This window comes from Nocardia sp. CA-151230, assembly GCF_050942175.1.
GTDB lineage: Bacteria > Actinomycetota > Actinomycetes > Mycobacteriales > Mycobacteriaceae > Nocardia.
The window spans coordinates 6,474,058-6,493,971 of the sequence record NZ_CP192061.1 but is presented as its reverse complement, the minus strand read 5'-3'; the positions used below and the strand labels follow the sequence as shown (position 1 = coordinate 6,493,971).

Annotated in this window: 23 protein-coding genes; 17 read left to right on the top strand and 6 right to left on the bottom strand. The window is 69.6% G+C overall.

From position 1 onward, the window contains the following. Positions 1 to 55: 55 nt before the first annotated feature. The 3 genes from ACQP1O_RS30660 to ACQP1O_RS30650 form a co-directional block, all read right to left on the bottom strand. Entirely contained in the window at positions 56 to 238 is a 183-nt protein-coding gene (locus ACQP1O_RS30660; RefSeq protein WP_433561884.1) for a hypothetical protein, read from the bottom strand. A gap of 84 nt (positions 239 to 322) precedes the next feature. After that, complete coding sequence (locus ACQP1O_RS30655; protein WP_433561883.1) at positions 323 to 820, bottom strand: tellurite resistance TerB family protein; 498 nt, start codon at positions 818 to 820, stop codon at positions 323 to 325. Positions 821 to 1,100: 280 nt separating this feature from the next. Continuing rightward, positions 1,101 to 2,279 carry a winged helix DNA-binding domain-containing protein gene (locus tag ACQP1O_RS30650; RefSeq protein WP_433561882.1) on the bottom strand — a complete coding sequence of 393 codons (1,179 nt, stop codon included), beginning with the start codon at positions 2,277 to 2,279 and terminating at the stop codon, positions 1,101 to 1,103. Between the two features lie 107 nt (positions 2,280 to 2,386). Here ACQP1O_RS30650 and ACQP1O_RS30645 point away from each other — a divergent pair, with 107 nt between their 5' ends. The 4 genes from ACQP1O_RS30645 to ACQP1O_RS30630 all read left to right on the top strand — a co-directional run bounded on the left by ACQP1O_RS30645 (position 2,387) and on the right by ACQP1O_RS30630 (position 7,222). Then, on the top strand, positions 2,387 to 3,355 hold the full coding sequence (locus ACQP1O_RS30645) for an alpha/beta hydrolase family protein (RefSeq protein WP_433561881.1): 969 nt from the start codon (positions 2,387 to 2,389) through the stop codon (positions 3,353 to 3,355). A gap of 96 nt (positions 3,356 to 3,451) precedes the next feature. Then, entirely contained in the window at positions 3,452 to 4,396 is a 945-nt protein-coding gene (locus ACQP1O_RS30640) for an NAD-dependent epimerase/dehydratase family protein (RefSeq protein ID WP_433561880.1), read from the top strand. A gap of 81 nt (positions 4,397 to 4,477) precedes the next feature. Then, positions 4,478 to 5,374 (top strand): arylamine N-acetyltransferase family protein, encoded by an 897-nt coding sequence (locus tag ACQP1O_RS30635; protein ID WP_433561879.1) that lies wholly within the window; start codon positions 4,478 to 4,480, stop codon positions 5,372 to 5,374. 267 nt (positions 5,375 to 5,641) lie between these two features. Continuing rightward, the gene (locus tag ACQP1O_RS30630; RefSeq protein WP_433561878.1) at positions 5,642 to 7,222 is read left to right on the top strand and encodes a serine/threonine-protein kinase; all 1,581 of its coding nucleotides are present in this window, start codon (positions 5,642 to 5,644) and stop codon (positions 7,220 to 7,222) included. 133 nt (positions 7,223 to 7,355) lie between these two features. Here ACQP1O_RS30630 and ACQP1O_RS30625 read toward each other — a convergent pair whose 3' ends face one another. Continuing rightward, positions 7,356 to 8,207 carry a helix-turn-helix transcriptional regulator gene (locus ACQP1O_RS30625; protein ID WP_433561877.1) on the bottom strand — a complete coding sequence of 284 codons (852 nt, stop codon included), beginning with the start codon at positions 8,205 to 8,207 and terminating at the stop codon, positions 7,356 to 7,358. A 158-nt stretch (positions 8,208 to 8,365) separates the two neighbouring features. On the opposite strand from ACQP1O_RS30625, the gene ACQP1O_RS30620 reads away from it, so the two are divergent. The 10 genes from ACQP1O_RS30620 to ACQP1O_RS30575 all read left to right on the top strand — a co-directional run bounded on the left by ACQP1O_RS30620 (position 8,366) and on the right by ACQP1O_RS30575 (position 17,224). Further along, a complete protein-coding gene (locus ACQP1O_RS30620) occupies positions 8,366 to 9,412 on the top strand; it encodes an aldo/keto reductase (protein WP_433561876.1) in 1,047 nt (348 codons plus the stop codon). 45 nt (positions 9,413 to 9,457) lie between these two features. Next, a complete protein-coding gene (locus ACQP1O_RS30615; protein ID WP_433561875.1) occupies positions 9,458 to 9,745 on the top strand; it encodes a putative quinol monooxygenase in 288 nt (95 codons plus the stop codon). Between the two features lie 173 nt (positions 9,746 to 9,918). Next, positions 9,919 to 10,215: a DUF6412 domain-containing protein gene (locus ACQP1O_RS30610; protein WP_379389838.1), complete on the top strand. Its 297-nt coding sequence runs from the start codon at positions 9,919 to 9,921 to the stop codon at positions 10,213 to 10,215. Positions 10,216 to 10,321: 106 nt separating this feature from the next. Beyond that, on the top strand, positions 10,322 to 11,098 hold the full coding sequence (gene yidC, locus ACQP1O_RS30605) for a membrane protein insertase YidC (RefSeq protein ID WP_433561874.1): 777 nt from the start codon (positions 10,322 to 10,324) through the stop codon (positions 11,096 to 11,098). Between the two features lie 308 nt (positions 11,099 to 11,406). After that, positions 11,407 to 12,744, top strand: a complete 1,338-nt coding sequence (hisD, locus tag ACQP1O_RS30600) for a histidinol dehydrogenase (RefSeq protein WP_433561873.1) — start codon at positions 11,407 to 11,409, stop codon at positions 12,742 to 12,744. Positions 12,745 to 12,773: 29 nt separating this feature from the next. Next, a complete protein-coding gene (locus ACQP1O_RS30595) occupies positions 12,774 to 13,895 on the top strand; it encodes a histidinol-phosphate transaminase (protein ID WP_433567851.1) in 1,122 nt (373 codons plus the stop codon). Then, positions 13,892 to 14,521, top strand: a complete 630-nt coding sequence (hisB, locus tag ACQP1O_RS30590) for an imidazoleglycerol-phosphate dehydratase HisB (RefSeq protein ID WP_433561872.1) — start codon at positions 13,892 to 13,894, stop codon at positions 14,519 to 14,521. The genes ACQP1O_RS30595 and hisB overlap by 4 nt, the downstream gene beginning before the upstream one ends. Further along, the gene (gene hisH / locus ACQP1O_RS30585) at positions 14,518 to 15,156 is read left to right on the top strand and encodes an imidazole glycerol phosphate synthase subunit HisH (protein ID WP_433561871.1); all 639 of its coding nucleotides are present in this window, start codon (positions 14,518 to 14,520) and stop codon (positions 15,154 to 15,156) included. The genes hisB and hisH overlap by 4 nt, the downstream gene beginning before the upstream one ends. A 178-nt stretch (positions 15,157 to 15,334) precedes the next feature. Continuing rightward, positions 15,335 to 16,219 (top strand): cupin domain-containing protein, encoded by an 885-nt coding sequence (locus tag ACQP1O_RS30580; RefSeq protein ID WP_433561870.1) that lies wholly within the window; start codon positions 15,335 to 15,337, stop codon positions 16,217 to 16,219. A gap of 171 nt (positions 16,220 to 16,390) precedes the next feature. Then, a complete protein-coding gene (locus tag ACQP1O_RS30575; RefSeq protein WP_433561869.1) occupies positions 16,391 to 17,224 on the top strand; it encodes an alpha/beta hydrolase in 834 nt (277 codons plus the stop codon). Positions 17,225 to 17,341: 117 nt separating this feature from the next. Here the strand turns inward: ACQP1O_RS30575 and ACQP1O_RS30570 are convergent, their stop codons facing one another. Further along, positions 17,342 to 17,815, bottom strand: a complete 474-nt coding sequence (locus ACQP1O_RS30570; protein WP_433561868.1) for a nuclear transport factor 2 family protein — start codon at positions 17,813 to 17,815, stop codon at positions 17,342 to 17,344. 99 nt (positions 17,816 to 17,914) lie between these two features. Here ACQP1O_RS30570 and ACQP1O_RS30565 point away from each other — a divergent pair, with 99 nt between their 5' ends. Further along, positions 17,915 to 18,370: a MarR family winged helix-turn-helix transcriptional regulator gene (locus ACQP1O_RS30565; protein WP_433561867.1), complete on the top strand. Its 456-nt coding sequence runs from the start codon at positions 17,915 to 17,917 to the stop codon at positions 18,368 to 18,370. An 8-nt stretch (positions 18,371 to 18,378) separates the two neighbouring features. Here ACQP1O_RS30565 and ACQP1O_RS30560 read toward each other — a convergent pair whose 3' ends face one another. Further along, entirely contained in the window at positions 18,379 to 18,726 is a 348-nt protein-coding gene (locus ACQP1O_RS30560; protein WP_433561866.1) for an LppP/LprE family lipoprotein, read from the bottom strand. Between ACQP1O_RS30560 and ACQP1O_RS30555 the strand changes: the two genes are divergently transcribed. Both ACQP1O_RS30555 and priA read left to right on the top strand, forming a co-directional pair. Continuing rightward, positions 18,638 to 19,156: a hypothetical protein gene (locus ACQP1O_RS30555; RefSeq protein ID WP_433568023.1), complete on the top strand. Its 519-nt coding sequence runs from the start codon at positions 18,638 to 18,640 to the stop codon at positions 19,154 to 19,156. The genes ACQP1O_RS30560 and ACQP1O_RS30555 overlap by 89 nt on opposite strands. A 26-nt stretch (positions 19,157 to 19,182) precedes the next feature. Further along, positions 19,183 to 19,914 (top strand): bifunctional 1-(5-phosphoribosyl)-5-((5-phosphoribosylamino)methylideneamino)imidazole-4-carboxamide isomerase/phosphoribosylanthranilate isomerase PriA, encoded by a 732-nt coding sequence (gene priA / locus ACQP1O_RS30550; RefSeq protein WP_433561865.1) that lies wholly within the window; start codon positions 19,183 to 19,185, stop codon positions 19,912 to 19,914.

Genomic DNA, 19,914 nt, shown 5'->3' with positions numbered 1-19,914 from the left:
CCCTTCCCGTCGATTCACCCCCGGTGTGCCACTCCGCCGAGGGTGAATCGTCAGGTCAGCGCCGGTACACGGGCGGATCGACGAGCCAGCCGATGCCGCCGCAGCCGGTGCACAGGATCGCCGACCCGCCTTCGGAACAGCCTGCGGCCCCGGTGCCTTCGCACCAGCCGCAATACCGCCAGCCCCGATTGGGGTGGACGGTGTCGAGCAGAATATTGAGGAACCCTTGGATCGCCATGCAGAGTGAATCCCCTCGCTGGGCAGCAAACGCTCCAAGAATGCGGGACGGCTCCGGGCAATGTCCAGCAAAAGCCAGAGGGCTTTACAGACCGAATTCGTGTGGGTCCAGACGCAAAACCTGACAAGCCTCGCGAATCACAGTGAGCGCGTGTGCGCCGAGTTCGCCGTCGGCTTGCCCGACGACCAGTCCGATCCGCACCACCGCGGCCGCCTGCTCGGGATAGTCGGTGGCCTTGGAAATCTGCGCCATCACATACGCGTGCCCGAAGGCGGGATCCATGATGAGCCGGGCGCAATTGTCCTCGAACAGATTTCGCAGGTCCTCGGGGGAGCGCAGGCGCAGGACCTCGTGCGCGCCGACCAATTGCGCCACCCGCATGCGCGCCGCGGGATCGATGCGCCCGTCGGTCGCCGACAGCACCGCGCACATCCCCAGCGCCGCATCCCGGAAGGCGTCGCCCCACAGGTCGTTTCGCGACGGCGTGGATACGGGCCGCCCCTCGGCGGAGCTACCGTGCGGCGCGCCGGCCGAATCGATGTGCGGTGCAGCCGGGGAGACCAGCCGATTCGTCAACGCCATGACACACTCCGAAAACTCGCCGAACCCCTGGACCTCCCCGTGTCCCGGCCCGGATCGTGCGAATAACAATGCCGACAGTAACAGCCTGCCGCCCGGTAGGCCCGCAGAATTTCTCCGAATACTCGTGGGCAGCAACCTCACAGTAGTGTCCGGGGCGGGGCGCAACCGTCGAATACTCTGCCATGCAACGAGATCGACATTCGATCGCAAACTCGCAACCGATCTGCGACACGGATCTCGGACCGGCGCGGCGGTATTCGACGGAGTGCCGGCGCGCAGCTCAGGCGGTGAGCTCACGTTCGAGCGGCGTTCGGAATCGGGGAATAGGGCGGACATCGCCGTACCACGCCCCGGTGCGTTCGGCTTCCGCGGCGACGGCGCGCTCGGCGTCGGAGCCCGCGTCCTCCAGTAGCCGCCAGACGATCTCGCCGTCCGGACGCTGCGCCCAGCCGCCGATGATGCGGCCGTCCCACCAGACCGTCGGGCCGACATTGCCATTGCGGTCGAACAGCGCGGACCGGTGCGGGCCGAGGTACCAGTCCCGGGACTGCCAGCCCATCGGCGTGGGGTCGAGGGCGGGCAGCAGCGCGGCCCAGGGTTCCGGGGCGGGGGTCGATTCCAGATCGTCGGCGAGGACCAGTCCGGTCTCGCCACCCAGGTCGACCTCGGCGGTATCCACCAGCGCGAGCGCCTTGCGGACCTCGCCCAGCGTCCACCCGGTCCACCACTTGAGATCGCTCACCGGTGCGGGACCGAAGGCGCGCAACCACTTCCGGACCAGCTCCGCCCGCGCCTCGTCCACCGGCAGCGCCGGAATCCCCTCCGGCAGCCAGGATTCGATGGGCGCCCAGGTGTACTGGCTGCTGGCCCAGCTCCCATTGGGCCGCCCGCGCACGATCCGGCCCTCGCAGCCCAGCGTCACCAGCACCCAGGTGGTGATATTGGTCGGCTTGGAATAGGGCTTGCCCGGCGCGGTGTCGATCTGGGTCCGCAGGCGCGGCACCTCCTTGCTCAACTGCGCCCCGGTCGCGCTGCCCCGCGCCAGCAGCGCCGCATGCGCCTCCGCCTCGACCTCGTTCAGCCACGCGGTGACATTCCCCGTCACCGCCCCGGACTGTTCGATGTACCGCCCGTAGGTCTTGCGCTGCTTGTGCGCCAGGGCATCCGCCACCGACGCCTGCAGCACCGGCACCAGGTCGACCGGCGCGACGAACATGGTGCGCCGCATGGCCAGCATGCGCAGCAGCGTCCGATCGTCGTAGAGCGCCTTCTCGACGTGCCCGGGTTCGATGCCCACCCCGCGCGCCGCGACGGACAGGTACACGGTGGCCGGATCGGTGGCGTGCAGGACCACCATCGATTGCACGATCTGCTCGACCGCGTCGCCGCGCACCCCGGCGGCCAGCCGGTGCCGCACCCCCAGCCGAGCCCGCCGCTCCGCGGCATCCATCGAACGCATGGTCGAATCCTAGCCTCCGCCATGCGAATCCGTGGGCACCCCGCCGCCGGGAAATCGTCCGGCGTGGGTACCCGGCCGGGCTCCGCGGACATGTGACGATGCCGGGCGTGGGTGTCCGGTGGATGCGGGTGGTCGGTGCGGTCGCGGGCATGCTCGCGGCGACGGTGATTGCGGCCCCGATGGTTTCGAGCGCGCCACCCGGCGACGTGTCGATGCGGCCGGTGACCCTGACGGTGGACGGTGAGACCGCCACCGGCCGGGTCTACGAACCAGACGGCGGCGCACGCGGACTCATCGTGGCGGTGCACGGCCACGCCGGCAGTGCGAGCGACTTCCCCGACTACCTGGCCTCGATCGTCCGGCAGACCGGCGCGGCCCTGGTCACCATGGATCAGCGCTCCGACTCCGGCACCTGGCGGACCGGGGAGTGGAACGTCTGGGCGGGCTGGCGCGACACCGTCGCGGCCACCCAGTGGTACCGCGACGAGCACCCCGGCATCGGTCCCACGGTGCTGTGGGGCTGGAGTCAGGGCGGTGTGACCAGCGGGCTGGCCGCCGCCTATGCCCCGCCCGGCACCTACGACTACTGGGTCGACACCTTCGGCCACGCCGACGACATCACCGCCTGGCTCGAATCCGGTCTGGCCGGACCGCAATTGTCGGCCGAGATCGAACGCGACGCGGGCGGCTGCACCCCGGTGACCTGCCTGCAGTCCTACCTCGACCGGTCACCGGTGCTCATGACCAACCGCATCGACGTCAAGCGCGCGGTCCTGCTGCACGGCACCGCCGACCCGCTGGTGCCCTACACCCAGTCGCTCGAAATGCGCGCCTCACTGACCCTCTCCGGCCACCCGGTCTCCATGTACACCGTGGTCAGCGGCCGTGATCTGGAGGGCCGCGTGGTGCCCGGCGACCATGGCATCAATCCGGTGTTCTTCGAATCCGGTTGTGTGGTCCAGCGATTGCTGCTCGGCAGCGAACCGCTGGGCGGCGACCACGACTTCCTCATCGATGTCGCGGCCGGTGTGAACACCGCCCCGGCCCCGCCTCCGAACGCCAAATGCGCGGCCTGAGCGCGGCCGTTCGGTGCCGACCACGATCCACCCGGTCCCGTACCCGGACAGTAGGCTCGCAGTCGACATCGGCGCGGTGAGACGGGATGAGGCGCAATGAAAGTCGTGGTGGCTGGGGCGACGGGAGCGATCGGGCGGCCACTGGTCACGGCGCTGCGGCAGGCCGGGCATCAGGTGTACGCGCTCACCCGCGGCGGTCGCGGCGCCGAGGTCGCGCGCTCGCTCGGGGCCACCCCGCTGGTCGCCAATGTCATGGACCGCTCGGACCTGATGCGCGCCACCGAACGACTGACCGCGGACGCGGTCATCCACCAGCTCACCTCCTACCGGTACTCGCCGCCGACCCACTACCACGCGCCGGGCCTGTTGCGCACCAACGCGTTACGCGAGATCGGCAGCAAGCATCTGGTGGAGCTGGCCCAGCGCACCGGGGCGCGCCGCTATCTCACCCAGTCGCTGATCGTCGGATACGGCCTGCGTGACCACGGCGCGCGGCCGGTGACCGAGCAGGACCCGTTCGGCCGCATCCAAGGCGACGTCACCGACGGCATCATCGGCGCGCTGCACGAGGCCGAATCGAGCGCCTGGCGCGCACCCGGCATCGACGGAATCGCCCTGCGCTACGGCCTGTTCTACGGACCCGGCGCGTCCGAGAGCTTCGTGCGGGCGCTGCGGCTGCGCATGTTCCCGCTGCCGAGCGCGGGGACCGGATACGTCAGCTTCATCCATCTCGCCGACGCCGCCGCCGCGACCGTCGCGGCCCTCGAGCGCGGCGTCCCCGGGCAGGCGTACAACATCGTCGACGACGAGCCGATCACCTGGGACACCATGTTCGACGCCATGGCCGAGACCGTCGGCGCGCGGCCGCCGCGCCGGCTCCCGGCCCGCCTGGTGCGCATGGCCTCACCACTGGCGGCCGCCCAGATGCTGGACTTCTCCATCCGCGTCTCGAACGCCAAGGCGCGCGCCGACCTGGGCTGGAAGCCGATGTACCCCACCTACCGCGAGGGCCTGCCCACCCTGGCCGACCTCGTGCGCTGACCCGGCACCCGCTGCCGCCGGAACACTTTCCCGCCGAATACCGTTGATCTTCGCGAAATCTGGCGCAACAGGAAGGCGGCGATGACCACACCGGCGGACCCCTCGTACACCTGGCAGGGTGCGGACCTCGACCTGGACGCCTATCTGGCCCGGATCGGCTTCACCGGTGAGCGCACGCCCACCCTGGCCACCCTGCGCGAACTGGTGCGCGCCCACACCACCACCATCCCGTTCGAGAACCTGGAGATCATTCTCGGCCGCGGCATTCCGCTGGATCCGGAAGCGCTGCAGGACAAGCTGATCCGGCGGCGGCGCGGCGGGTACTGCTACGAGAACGTCGGCCTGTTCGCCGCCGCGCTGGAGCGGCTGGGCTTCCAGTTCACCGCCATGTCGGGCCGGGTCACGCGCGGCGCGACCAACCTGCGCCCGGCCACTCACGCGCTGCTGCGGGTCGAGGCCGTGGACGACGATCGCCGCTGGCTGTGCGATGTCGGCTTCGGGTGGGGTCCGCTCGAACCGGTCGAGCTGGCCCCCGATCGCGGTGAATTCAGCGCGGGCGCATGGCGTTTCCGTCTGGAGCGGTCCATCGACGCGGTCGGTGGCGAGCTGTGGACGCTGTACCAGTTCGGCCGGGACGGCTGGGTGGACCGCCACACCTTCGTCACCACGCCGCAGTACCGCATCGATTTCGCGGTCGGGAACCACTACGTGTCCACCTCGGCGCGTTCGCCGTTCACCACACGGCCGTTCGTGCAGCGCTTCCACGCCGAGGTTCATCACCAGCTGGACGGCACCGCCTGGACCACCAGCTACCCGGACGGCTCGGAGGAGGTGCGCGAACTGGAGGTCGCCGAGTTGCCGAAGGTGCTCGCGGAGGTCTTCGACATCGAGCTCGACGAGGCGGACGCGGCGCGATTGACGCGCGCCGAGTGGCCCGCGGCGGTCTCCGCCCCGGCTTCGGGAGTGAAAGGTAGCTGAACGCCGTCGGTGTGTGGGAGCAAACACGCACCAAACCAAATGGTCTATGTCCTGTCATGGATGTGCTTCTACCAGCGAGTTCTCATAACCGGTCACGCGGCGGTCACTCGATTGCGGCGTAGATCTCACCGAGATCTCGCTCATATCTCACGCTGACGTCGGAGATCCGCGCGTCGCCCGCTACACTCGTGCGGGGAAACGCGCGGGCAACCGCATTGTCACAGTCGTCTCGGAGAACTTCGGAGTAGTGCCATCGAAACCGGCCAAGTGATCGCAGGGCATTACCGCCTGGTCGAACGGATTGGTAGCGGCGGCACAGGTGTCGTCTGGCGAGCCGTGGATCAGCGGCTCGAACGTTCCGTGGCGGTCAAGCAGATCCTCACCCAGCCGAGCCTGTCGGATGCAGACAAGGACATCGTGCGGCAGCGAGCCGCACGCGAGGCTCGCAACGCGGCCCGGTTCCAGCACCCGAACGCCATCGTCGTATTCGACATCACCGAGCACGAGGGTGACCCGTGCCTGGTCATGGAGTATCTGCCGTCGCAGAGTCTGGCGGTGGTGCTGTCCGCGCAGGGCACGCTGCCGCTGCCGCAGGTCGCACGCATCGGCGAACAGGTGGCATCCGCGCTCATCGCCGCGCATCGCGCCGGCATCGTCCATCGCGACGTCAAGCCCGGCAACATCCTGCTCGGCGACAACGGCGCCGTGAAGATCACCGACTTCGGCATCGCCAAGTCCAAGGGTGATGTCACGCTGACCGCCACCGGACTCATCTCCGGCACCGCCGCCTACCTCGCCCCCGAGGTCGCGCGCGGGGCGGAACCGACGCCGGCCGCGGACGTATTCGCCTTGGGCGCCACGCTCTTCCACGCGCTGGAAGGCGAACCGCCCTACGGCACCAACCCGAATCCGCTGGCGCTGCTGTACGCGGCCGCCAACGGCCAGATCAGCGAACCGCGCAATGCCGGACCGCTCAGCGATCTGCTGCTCAGCCTGCTCAGCTTCGAGCCGGAGGACCGGCCGAGCATGCTCGACGTGCGCGACATCATGGCCGAATTCGCCGAAGTCGGCCCGGATGCCGAGGCCACCCGGGTGCTGGCCGCCCGGCGCTCGGGCCCGGTCACCCCGTCGGCCGGCGCCGCCCAGCGCTCCGCGCCGCGGCAGACCACCCGGCAGATGGAGCGCCGCCAGTCGGCCGACATCCCGACCGGCGCCATGAGCCAGGCGCAGCTGCTGGAGACCCCGCCGCCGCGCCCGCCCATGAACGCCGGCCCGCCGACCCGCAATCATCCTGCGCCCGAATCGGATTCGGAACCGGGCTCCAGGAAGAAGTTCGTCTGGATCGGACTCGCCGCGGTCGTCGTGATCGTCGGGGGCATCCTGTTCGGTGTGCTCGGCAACTCCGGATCGAGTAGCACTTCCGGTGGGAGCGGGCAGACCACCGCCGCCAAACCATCCGTCACGGCCAGCGCCACCAAGGGCGCGCCCTCCGGCCTCGGCCAGACCAAGAGTGCGTCGCCGGTCAGCGTGGGCGCCGGTGCGGACGCCGTCGACAAGTTCTACGACGCCATCGTCTACAGCCGCTTCCAGGACGCGTGGAGCCGGCTCACCCCGGCCGCGCAGCAGGTGTACGGCAGTTCGGCGGCGTTCCAGTCCTACTGGACGCAGAATCCGATCCAGCGCTACTCGACCATCGAGGGCGCGCGGGGTTCGGACAGTGCCAATGCCGATGGGTCGGTGGACATCTCGCTGGCCAGCCTGACCACCAAGAACGGGAACAAGTCGGTCACGCTGCGGGTGATCGACCCGGGCAGCGGCAACCTGCTGATCGACAGCGACACCAAATAGCGCCACCCGGCCGAAAACATGCGCCGCACCGGATCACCGGTGCGGCGCTGTTTCTTTCGGCAGCCCGTCCGAGTCGTTCAGGGCCGCAGGATCGTTCGAGGCCGCCCGGATCGTTCAGCCGTGCCGGGGTCGTTCAGTGGTGCTCGGCGTTCTCCGCCGCCACGGCAGCCAGCAGACGCAGGGCATCGGCGCTGGGGGAGCCCGGCTCGACGTGGTGGGCGACCAGGGCCTGGTCGGGATCGTCGGGGAGACGGAAGGTTTCGAAGCCGAGCTCCAGGCGGCCCACGATCGGGTGCCGGTAGACGTGGCTCCCGAAGGTCTTGTCCTTGAGCTCGTGCCGCTTCCACAGCTCCGCGAATTCCGGGCTGCGGGTATTCATTTCGTCGATCAGCGCGGTGATCTGCGGGTCGCCGGGATTGCGGGCGGCGTCCAGGCGCAGGTAGGCCACGGTGTCGGCGGCCTTGTCGTCCCAGTCCTCGTAGAGATCCTTCGCGCCCTCGTCCAGGAAGACCAGGTGCAGGAAGTCGCGCTGCGCGGGCGGGATCGCGCCGAAATCCGTGATCAGGGCCGCCGCCAGGCGATTCCAGGCCAGGACGCTGACACCGCGGCCGACGATGTAGGCCGGGACGTCGTGGGCGGCGTCCAGCAGCCGGCGCAGGCCCGGGCGCACCTCCTGCACGCCGGGCGGCTCCTCACCAGACCACGGGCGGGCCAGGCGGTAAAGATGATCGCGCTCAACCTGATTCAGCCGCAGTGCCCGCGCCACCGCATCCAGCACCGACTCCGAGAACTGCAGGCTGCGGCCCTGTTCCAGGCGCACATAGTGATCCACGCTGACCCCGGCCAGCAGCGCCAGCTCCTCGCGGCGCAGGCCCGGAACACGGCGGCGCGCACCGTGATCCACCAGGCCCACCTCCGCGGGGCTGAGCCGGGCGCGGCGGGAGCGCAGGAATTCACCGAGTTCGGCGCGACGGTCCAAGGTCATGTCCATCGGTAACCACGGGCGCCGCGAATTCCATCCGGCACCTGATCCTGGTCATCCCGTGCCCAGGCAGACGCCGCACTGTTTGCCCCGCTGGAATCCGGCGAAAGTAGTGCTCAGCGCCGCAACGGACGGCGAAAGACACACGAGGAGCACACATCATGACCTCCCTTCCCACCCGCCGGCTCGGCACCACCGACATGGACATCAGCCGGATCGGATTCGGCGCCTGGGCCGTCGGCGGTTCGGGCTGGCGGTTCGCCTGGGGCGGCCAGGACGACGCGGATTCCATCGCCACCATCCGCCGCGCCGTCGAGGCCGGCGTGAACTGGATCGACACCGCCGCCGTCTACGGGCTCGGCCACTCCGAGGAAGTCGTCGCCAAGGCGATCCACGGACTGCCCGAGGCCGACCGGCCGTTCGTCTTCACCAAGGCCGGCCTGGTCTGGGACGAGAACGACCGCGCCGCCGCGCCGAAGCGCATCATGGCCGCCGCCAGCGTCCGCCGTGAGCTCGAGGACTCACTGCGCCGGTTGAACGTCGAGCGCATCGACCTCTACCAGGTGCACTGGCCCGATACCGGTGCCTCCCTGGACTTCTCGGCGCCGGACGGGGTGGAGCCCGCCGTGGTGACCCCGCTCGAGGAGTACTGGCAGACCATGGCCGACCTCGTGAAAGAGGGCAAGGTCCGCGCCATCGGCCTGTCCAATCACGATGTGCCGCAACTGGAGATCGCCGAGGCCATCGCCCACGTCGACGCCATCCAGCCGCAGTTCTCGCTGATCAAGCGCGAGGCGGCCGGCGAATTGACCTGGGCGGCCGAGCATCACACCGGTGGCATCGTCTACCAGCCGCAGCACTCCGGCCTGCTGACCGGCACCTTCTCCGCCGAGCGGGTCGCCGGCCTGCCCGACGACGACTGGCGCAAGGGCTTCCCGGAGTTCACCACCGAGCTCGACCGCAATCTCGCACTCGTGGAGGCGCTGCGCCCGATCGCCGCGGCCCACGACACCACCGTCGGATCCGTGGCCATCGCCTGGACCCTCATCCAGACCGGCGTCACCGGCGCCATCGTCGGCGCCCGCCGGCCCGAGCAGGTCGACGGCTGGATCGACGCCGCCGCACTGGAATTGACCCCCGCCGACCTGGCGGCCATCACCGCCGCCCTGCGCACCACCGGCGCGGGCGAGGGCCCGATCCTGTCCTGACCGGCCCGGCTCCGAATACCCGACACGACTCCCGAGGAGACCATCATGACCCTGCACGTCGTCGCCGAACTCCGCGCCGCCCCCGGCCAGGAGGACCGCCTCCGCACCGCCCTGGAGGCCATGATCGAGCCGTCCCTGGCCGAGCCCGGCTGCCTTTCGTACCAGCCCTTCACCAACCCGAACGACCCGGCCCACATGGTCGTGGTGGAGGAATGGCAGGACGCCGACGCCCTGGAGAAGCACTTCGCCACCGAGCACTTCCAGCACGTGGCCGGAGTCCTGGAGGACATTCTGGCCGAGCCCATGATCATCCGTCGCCTCGTCGCCGAATAGCGGTCGAGCCTTCGATCCTCGCGCCCCCGCCGGTGTCCCCGGTCGGGGCGCGGTCGCGCGTGAGCCCGGATCAGGGTCCGCCCGAGCCGGATACGGTACGGCCGGAGGAGCGGCGCATGTCACGTCCGGCACATGGGGTGCCGGGGATGGGGAACGCAGGTAGGGTCGGGCGCATGGGTACGCGGATTCGATCGACGGCGCTGCTGCTGTGCGCGCTCGTGGTCTCCGCGTGGGCGGTGCTGTATCTGGCCGCCGCCACCCCTGATTCGCTGCTCGTCCTCGGTGCGGCCGCGCTCGTCGCGGTGACCGCGGCGGTGCTGTCGGCGCGCGGTCCGCTGCTCGCTGCCACCGCGCACATCGGTCCGGCGGAATCGGCCGGACGGCGGCGCCGCGGCGCGTTCCTGCGGCAGAGCAATCCCGACGCCCCCGGCCGCCCGCGCCCGCGCGCACCCGGAGTCCTCGCGGCCTGACCGCGCCGGCACGATCTGTCCCGGTCGTGCGCGCTGTCGGGTTCTCCGCCGTCCCGAATTCTTTTCGCCCGTACGCGTGTGCGGGTGCTGCGCAGCGAGGTACTCCGTGCTCGATTTCATCTACTACCCCGTGTCCGCCGTGCTGTGGCTGTGGCACACCGCCTTCGCGTCGCTGCTCGGCGCGACCAGTGGCCTGGCCTGGGTGCTGGCCATCGTCTTCCTCGTCATGACCCTGCGGGCCCTGCTGATCCGGCCCTTCATCGCGCAGTTGAAGTTCTCCCGCGCGCTGGCCGAGATGCAGCCGCAGATCCAGGAGATCAAGCGCAAGCACGCGGGCGACCGGGAGAAGCAGGCGCTGGCCATGCAGGAGCTCCAGCGGGAGTCCGGCGTCAACGTGCTGACCGGTTTCCTGCCGATCATCGGGCAGACGCTGGTCTTCGTCGGGCTCTACCACGTGCTGCGGTCCTTCCAGCCCGGTCACACCCAGAACTACGTCTTCAATGCCGACCAGGTGGAGTCCTTCCTGCACGCCAAGCTGTTCGGCGCGCCCCTGGCGGCCACCCTGTCCACGGCCGGCCCGTCCTTCGGAACGGTTGCCGCCGTGGCGATTCCGCTCATGATCATCGCCGCGATCGCCACGCACTTCACCGCCCGCGCCGCGGTCGCCCGCCAGCCGGAGCCCGCCGAGGGCGCGGGCGGCTCCCAGGTCCGGATCATGAACACGTTGTCGCAGTGGGTCTTCCCCGCCGGAGCCCTGCTGGTCGGCCCGGTCATGCCCATCGCCATCCTGCTCTACTTCGTCACCCAGAACGCGTGGACCTTTGCCCAGCAGCATCTGGTGTCGGCCCGCTTCGGCCAGCCGGCGGCCGAGACCACCGCCTGAGCCGCACCCGGCCCGTGCCGGGCATGGTGTCGGAGGTCACCCGGCCCGGCCTCGCCGATGGCTACCCGGGCCGCCGTGCCGGGTATGCCCGGCGGGCACGCCATCGCCGCCGGTCCGGCCCGTGTTCTCCGGCGGCCCCGACCTGGAAAACCTCGGTCCAGACGGCTTACACGTGGCAATCCGGCCTACGAGCTCGGCCGCCACGTAAAGCGCTGGCGGTGACCCGATAGTCTGGTAGCTGGTCGCAAGCGGTTTCGGCCGCGTCGCGAACCCCTCGACATCAGCACAGACAAGGACTGCACAGCGCTATGACTAGCCGCATCGAGCTCGCCCGCGTGGATCTGCGCGGACGTACTCCCACTGCTGCCGAACTGCGCGCGGCTCTGCCGCGTGGGGGCGTCGACGTGGACTCGGTGCTGCATCATGTGCGACCGGTCGTGGAGGCCATCCGGGATCGAGGCGTCGAGGCCGCGCTGGAATTCAGCGAGCAGTTCGACGGTGTGCGGCCCGCCGCGGTGCGCGTGCCCGCCGCCGAACTGGACAAGGCCCTGGCCGAGCTGGACCCGGCCGTGCGCGCGGCCCTCGAGGTCGCCATCGAGCGCACCCGCAAGGTGCACGACGATCAGCGCCGCACCGACAAGACCACCCAGGTGGTGCCGGGCGGTACCGTGACCGAGCGGTGGGTGCCGGTGGAGCGGGTCGGCCTGTACGTGCCGGGCGGCAATGCCGTCTACCCGTCCTCGGTGGTCATGAACGTGGTTCCCGCGCAGGCCGCGGGCGTGGACTCGCTGGTCGTCGCCTCGCCGCCGCAGGCCCAGTTCGGCGGCCTGCCGCACCCGACCATCCTGGCCGCCGCCAAGCTGCTGGGCGTGGAGGAGGTGTGGGCGGTCGGCGGTGCGCAGGCCGTGGCGCTGCTGTCCTACGGCGGCACCGACACCGACGGCGCACAGCTGGAACCGGTCGACCTGATCACCGGCCCGGGCAATATCTATGTGACCGCCGCCAAGCGGCTGTGCCGCGGCCTGGTCGGCATCGACGCCGAGGCCGGGCCCACCGAGATCGCCATCCTCGCCGACGCCACCGCAGATCCGGTGCACGTGGCCGCCGACCTCATCTCGCAGGCCGAGCACGACGTGCTGGCCGCCAGCGTGCTGGTGACCGACAGCGTCGAGCTCGCCGACGCCGTGGACGCGGCGCTGACCGTGCAGATGACCGTGGTCAAGCACCACGACCGCGTCGCGGAGGCACTGTCGGGCAAGCAGTCCGGCACCGTGCTGGTCGACGACATCGCCCAGGGCCTGCGCGTGGTCAACGCCTACGCCGCCGAGCACCTCGAGATCCAGACCGCCGACGCGTCCGCGGTCGCGGCCCGGGTCCGTTCCGCCGGAGCGGTTTTCGTCGGCGCGTGGTCGCCGGTCTCCCTCGGCGACTACTGCGCCGGCTCCAACCACGTGCTGCCCACCGCCGGATGCGCCCGGCACTCTTCGGGTTTGAGCGTGCAGACCTTCCTGCGCGGCATCCACGTCGTCGAGTACTCGGAGGCGGCGCTGAAGGATGTCGCCGGGCACGTGGTCGCACTGGCCGATGCCGAGGATCTGCCCGCGCACGGCCAGGCCGTGCAGGCGCGATTCGGAGAGCTGCGGTGAGCGCCCAGGCCGGCCTGGAAGAAGGCGCCGTGACCGTCCCCGGATCGAATATCTCGCTCGACGATCTGCCGCTGCGGGAGAACCTGCGTGGCAAGAGTCCTTACGGCGCACCGCAATTGACCGTGCCCGTACAGCTGAACACCAACGAGAACCCGCACCCGCCGAGTAAGGCACTGGTCGACGATGTCGCCGAATCCGTGCGCACCGCGGCCGCCGACCTGCACCGGTACCCGGATCGCGACGCGGTCGGACTGCGTGCCGATCTGGCCGCCTACCTGACCCGGCAGACCGGTGTCGCGGTGGACACGGCGAATGTGTGGGCCGCCAACGGCTCCAACGAGATCCTGCAGCAGCTGCTGCAGGCATTCGGCGGACCCGGCCGCAGCGCACTGGGTTTCGTGCCCTCGTACTCGATGCACCCGATCATCTCCGAGGGCATCGACACCGAGTGGATCGGGGCCGAGCGCAATGGCGACTTCTCTCTCGACATCGACTACGCGGTGCTGACGGTGGGGGAGAAGAACCCCGACGTGGTCTTCGTGACCAGCCCCAACAACCCGACCGGCCACAGCATTCCGCTCGCGGACCTGGAACGCATCCTCGCGGCCGCGCCCGGCATCGTGGTGGTCGACGAGGCGTACGGCGAGTTCTCCTCGGCGCCCAGCGCGATCAGCCTGATCGACAAGTACCCCACCAAGCTGGTGGTCAGCCGCACCATGTCCAAGGCGTTCGCCTTCGCGGGCGGGCGACTGGGCTACCTGGTGGCCGCACCCGCGGTCATCGACGCCATGCTGCTGGTGCGCCTGCCCTACCACCTGTCCGTGGTCACCCAGGCCGCGGCGCGGGCGGCGCTGCGGCACGCGGACGAAACCCTGGGCAGCGTGGCCGAATTGGCGGCGCAGCGCGACCGGGTCATGGCGGCGCTGGCCGAGCTGGGTTACGAGGTCGTCCCGTCGGATGCCAACTTCGTGCTGTTCGGCCGCTTCGCCGACGCGCCGCGCGCCTGGCAGCACTACCTCGACGACGGCGTGCTCATCCGCGATGTCGGCATCCCCGGCTACCTGCGCACCACCATCGGCCTGGCCGCCGAGAACGACGAATTCCTGCGCGTCAGCGCGAAACTGGCGTCCGAGGAGCTGATCGCCCGATGACCACCGACCGTGCCGACCGCATCGCCCGGGTCGAGCGCACCACCCGCGAGTCCAGCATCGTGGTGGAGCTCAATCTGGACGGCTCCGGCAAGACCGACATCTCCACCGGTGTCCCCTTCTACGACCACATGCTGACCGCCTTCGGCCAGCACGGCAGCTTCGACCTCACCGTCCAGGCCAAGGGCGACATCGAGATCGAGGCCCACCACACCGTCGAGGACACCGCCATCGTCATCGGCCAGGCCCTGGGCCAGGCGCTCGGCGACAAGCAGGGCATCCGCCGCTTCGGCGACTGCTTCATCCCGATGGACGAAACCCTCGCGCACGCCGTCGTCGACGTGTCCGGGCGGCCGTACTGCGTGCACACCGGCGAGCCGGATCACATGCTGCACACCATCATTCCGAGCGTGGCCCCGACCGCGTCCTACTCGACCGTGATCAATCGCCATGTGTTCGAGTCCATCGCGCTCAACGCCCGCATCGCCCTGCACGTGCGTGTGCTCTACGGCCGCGACCAGCACCACATCACCGAGGCCGAATACAAGGCCGTGGCACGGGCTTTGCGTGCCGCCGTCGAATACGACCCGCGCGTGTCCGGCGTCCCCTCCACGAAGGGCTCGCTATGACCAAGAAGATCGCCCTGCTCGACTACGGCTCCGGCAACCTGCACTCCGCCGGCCGCGCCCTCGCCCGCACGGGTGCGGACGTGACCATTACCGCCGATCCCGAAATCGCCGTGAACGCGGACGGTCTCGTGGTCCCCGGTGTCGGCGCGTACGCGGCCTGCATGGCGGGCCTGCTGTCCGTGCGCGGTGACCGCATCATCGGCAGGCGCCTCTCCGGCGGCCGCCCCGTCCTCGGCATCTGCGTCGGCATGCAGATCCTGTTCGAACGCGGCGTCGAGTTCGGGGTGGAAACCGAGGGTTGCGGCGAATGGCCCGGCACCGTCGAGCGTCTGGACGCCCCAGTCCTCCCGCACATGGGCTGGAACACGGTGAAGGCCCCCGAGGACAGCGTCCTGTTCGCGGGCATGGACGCCGACACCCGCTTCTATTTCGTGCACTCGTATGCCGCCCAGCACTGGGCCTGGACCGACGACGGCGGCTCGCAGATCGCCCCGGCCAAGCTCACCTGGGCCGAACACGGCGTGCCCTTCCTCGCCGCGGTGGAGAACGGGCCGCTGAGCGCCACCCAGTTCCACCCGGAGAAGTCCGGCGACGCAGGCGCCCAGTTGCTGCGCAACTGGGTCGACTCGATCTGACCAACCGCCCGAGATCACCGAAACCCCCGCCATCGGCGGGGGTTTCGCGTTCTCGGGGTCGCCGAGCGGGTTGCTGACGGTGGAGGTCCGGCGCCGAAGACCACCGGTGTCCCGTTGGCCGCGGGTGGGTCGGCCAGGTATGGTCCGTCGATCCGACTCGGACGTGAGGGCAAGAACGATGACTGATCTAGGTGGAAACTTTGCCGTACCGCTCGACACGTCCGTCGACGCCCTGTCCGACGTACTGGATCTGATTCACCTGCGGGGCGAGCAGCTGGCCGTGGTCCGCACGGTCGATGAACGACGGATCGGTCATCGCGCGGGCGAGCGGATGCTCCACATCGTCGAGCGGGGTCCGATCGAACTGGAGGTCTCCGGAGGAGACCGGCTGCGGCTCGAACGCGGTGACCTGGCGCTCCTGGCCACCGGTGCCGCGCATCGGCTCGGGTCGCCGGACGGTGGGGTGTGGATGAGCGGCCGGTTCCTGGTCGAGGAGAATACCGCCGCACCACTGCTGGCGGTGCTGCCGCCCGCCATCGTGATCCGCGGGTCCGAAGCGAGTTTCGATTGGCTGCCGCTGTGCGCGACCGTGCTAGCGGCCGAGATGGCGGATCCGACTGCCGGCTCGCGGGCCATGGTGTCCAGGCTGATGGACCTGTTGTTCATCCTCGCCCTGCGAGCCTGGTCGGATCTCGACGCGACGCCTCGCGCGGGCTGGCTGACCGCCGCGCTCGACCGGCCGCTCGGACCGGTGCTCACCGCCATCCATCGGCATCCCGAGCAGCCCTGGGCCGTAACGGATTTGGCGACCCTCGCCTCGCTGTCCCGGGCGGCGTTCTCGGCGCGTTTCGTCCGTCTGGTGGGCGAGCCGCCCGCCCGATACCTCGCTCGATTGCGCCTGACGCGCGCTGCCGACCTGCTCATGACCAGCTCGGAATCGGTCGGGGCGATCGGCAAGGCGGTGGGGTACACCTCCGAGGCGGCCTTTTCCCGGGCCTTCGCCCGCGAGTACGGCGCCGCACCGAGAACGTGGCGGGTCAGCCGGAAGACGCAGATCGTCTGAGCGTTTCGGCAAAGAACAAGAGCGATAGGATCATGTTGCTTTCTCGATCGTCCAGATAGTCTTCGAAGGTCAGCAAGTGGCTGGCGAGTTGCCGGACCCGATCGGGCAGCTTCCGGACGCCTCGGCGAGCCGCGGACGCGGCCGCTGACCCGAAGACAATCGGATGGGTAGATGGAGAATCGAGCAGCAGACACGGTCGTCCTCGTTCACGGCCTCTGGATGACACCGCTGTCGTGGGAGCACTGGGTCACCCACTACGAGAAGCGCGGCATGAAGGTGATCACTCCCGGCTATCCGGGAATCGAGCCGGGCGAAGCCGGTGTCGAAGCGCTCCGCCGCGATCCCTCGCCGCTGGCGGACCTGGGGGTGCGCGAGGTCTTCGACCATCTCGCCGAAGTCATCGAAGGGCTCGACGCGAAGCCGATCATCATGGGGCATTCGTTCGGTGGCGCTTTCGTGCAACTTCTCCTCGATGCCGGCTACGGCGCGGCCGGGGTATCCATCGACGGCGCGGCCGTGAAAGGCGTTTGGGCGCTTCCGTTCAGCGAGATCAAGGCCACCTTCCCGGTGCTGCACAATCCGGCCAACAAGAACCGCGCGGTGCCGATCACCGAGAAGGACTTCCACTACGCCTTCACCAACAATCTGAGCGACGAGGATTCCAAGGCCGTCTACGACCGCTACGCCGTTCCGGTCTCCGGCCGCATCCTGTTCCAGGGCGGTTTCGCGAATTTCACCCCGAACGCGACGACCACCTACAACTTCGCCAATGACGACCGCGCCCCGCTACTGTTCATCTCCGGCGGCAACGACCACATCCTGCCCCCGGTCGTCCAGCGAGAGAACTATGACCGGAACGTCAAGAACTCCCAGGCGATCTCGGCCTACAAGCTGTTCCCCGGACGCAGCCACTACACCTGCGGCGAGGACGGCTGGGAAGCCGTCGCCGACCTTGCGCTCGACTGGTCACTCGCTCCCGAAGCCGGAGACCTCGACCTCCATTGACCACTGCGCGGCTCGGCGACGCGATCACACCGGTTGCGGCACGTCCCTTGGACGGCGTGGGTGCCCTCGGTGTCCTGACAGCCGAGCAGCGCGTTCCCTGGCCGTGAACCGGATGCTCTAGGCCGCGGACGGTGTCGGGCGGGCGCCGACTGACCAGACGGGGGTGGAGGCGACGCTCGAGAATTGCCAGCCGTCGGGGGTGCGGATGGCGTCGAAGCGATAGACCTCGCCGAGGGTGAGGCGAGGTTGGGAGCCGAGGGTGGGGTCCTGGGCGGGTCCCCAGGCGAAGACGACCAGGAGGTTGGCTCGGATCTTGGCGGTGTCGCCGGTCAGGTCGATGAGGATGCCGTTGACGACATGCTGGATTCGCCTGTCGGGGGAGTGGTTTCGACTGGCCTGGGTGACCAGCGCGGTGCGGCCGGTGGCCAGGCCGCCGGGCGTGCGGGCGGTGGCGTCGGCGGTGTAGAGGGCGGCGAGCTCGTCCCAGTCGCCCTCGTCGAGGGCGCGGCCGAGGCGGTGTACGAGCTCGGTGATCTCGAATTTGTCGGCCAGATCCTGGAATTGCCGGGTGGTGGTGTCGATCGTGTTCATGGCTACGGTCTTTCGACGATATTGTTGGTGACTCCAACGTTGGTGAAACCAATGTAACCGATCGTGGGTGCCTCCAACAAGTGTTGGTAGATTCCCCTCATGGACACCGCGCCCGAAGGCGCCTCCGGCCGGCTGCGCGCTCTTCCCACCCGCCTCATCGGCCAGGTCGCGATCATCGCCAACCGCTGCACCGAGAAAGCCCTGGAGCCCACGGGTTCCCGCCGCTACCATTACGCCCTGCTCGCCACCCTCGACGAACACGGCTCCCTCAGCCAGGCCGAGGCGGGCCGCCGCACCGGCATCGACCGCAGCGACGTGGTCGCCGCGGTCAACGACCTGGCCGACCGCGGCCTCCTCCGCCGCACCCCGGACCCCACCGACCGCCGCCGCAACACCCTCACCCTCACGTCCGCCGGGCGGGCCCACCTGGCCGACCTCGACGAACGCCTGGAAGTGGCCCAGCGAGAACTACTCCCGGGCTTCACCGCCGCTGAACGCGCCAACTTCGTCCTGACGCTGAACCGCGTCCTCGAATCCCACACCCGGGACGGCTGATCCCCGCCTCAGCACCTGGTCGACCCGGGCGTCACGGTCGTCCCCGACACCTCCGGCGGCCTCCCGGCCATCTGCACCTTGCTTCCGTCCCAATGGAATTGGACGCAGTAGAAGGTTGCGTCCGGGCAGGCATTACAGCTGCCGGGGATCTTGTACCGCAGCCCCACGGTGTCGTCGGTGGTGTGGTTCGGATCCGGGGAGATGAACGAATTCCACCTGGGGTCCGCCGTGCCGAGGTAGCTCCCGCGATGGAACAGCAACACCTGCATGGGTGAGCCGGCCGTCGCCCCCTCGATCGTGATCAAGTACGCCGACAGGGTCGAGCAGATGTCATTGACCGTCGTCCGCGCACCCACCGCGGGCAACGCCCACTTCCACGGCGTTCCCCGCACCACCTCCACCGGATCCAATGTGGCGGCGGCACTTCGAATCACCCCCGACTCGGGCTTGCACGGCTGCGCTCCCGTCGCCGCCGTGGTATCCGCGGGTGTGCGCGTGGTGGTCACCGCGGTCGGCTCCCCGGCCTGCGCCGCGCTGCTCGCCGTCGGGCTTGGCCGCGCCCCCGACCCCCCGCTGTCGCTACATCCGGTCGCCACGCCGACCAGCACCAGCGCCGCCAGCCCGATCCCCACCTTCCGCACGACCAGCCCCACCTTCCGCACAACGAGCTCCCTTCGATCGACCCCTGTTTCCCCACAGCGTGACACCGCCCGTGCGCCCCCGCCCCCGAAATCGTTCCCGCAGTGCGGTGGGCGGCTGACACGGTTCACCCTGCGGTCGGTGTGACGGCGGGCAACCACTAGGCTTACCGCGTGAGTCTTGTGCTGCTACCTGCCGTCGATGTCGCCAATGGTGAGGCTGTGCGCCTGGTTCAGGGGGAGGCGGGCAGCGAAACCAGCTACGGTTCGCCGCGCGACGCCGCGCTGGCCTGGCAGCACGCCGGGGCCGAGTGGGTGCATCTGGTCGACCTGGACGCCGCGTTCGGCAAGGGCTCCAACCGCGAACTGCTGGCCGAGGTGATCGGCGAACTCGATGTGAAGGTCGAGCTGTCGGGCGGGATTCGGGACGACGAATCGTTGAGGGCCGCGCTGGCCACCGGCTGCGCGCGCGTCAACCTGGGCACCGCGGCGATCGAGAATCCGGAGTGGTGTGCCCGGGCCATCGGCGAGTACGGCGACAAGATCGCCGTCGGCATGGATGTGAAGCTGATCGACGGCGAGTGGCGGCTGCGCGGCCGCGGCTGGGTGACCGACGGCGGCGATCTGTGGGAGGTGCTCGAGCGCCTCGAGCGGGACGGGTGCTCACGGTACGTGGTGACCGACGTCTCCAAGGACGGCACGCTGACCGGGCCGAACCTGGACCTGCTGAGCCAGGTCGCCAATGCCTGCGAGGCCCCGGTCATCGCGTCGGGCGGCATCTCCCAGCTCGACGACCTGCGCGCCATCGCGACGCTGGTGGACGAGGGCGTCGAGGGCGCGATCATCGGCAAGGCCCTGTACGCGGGCCGGTTCACCCTGCCCGAAGCCTTGGCCGCGGTTCGCTAG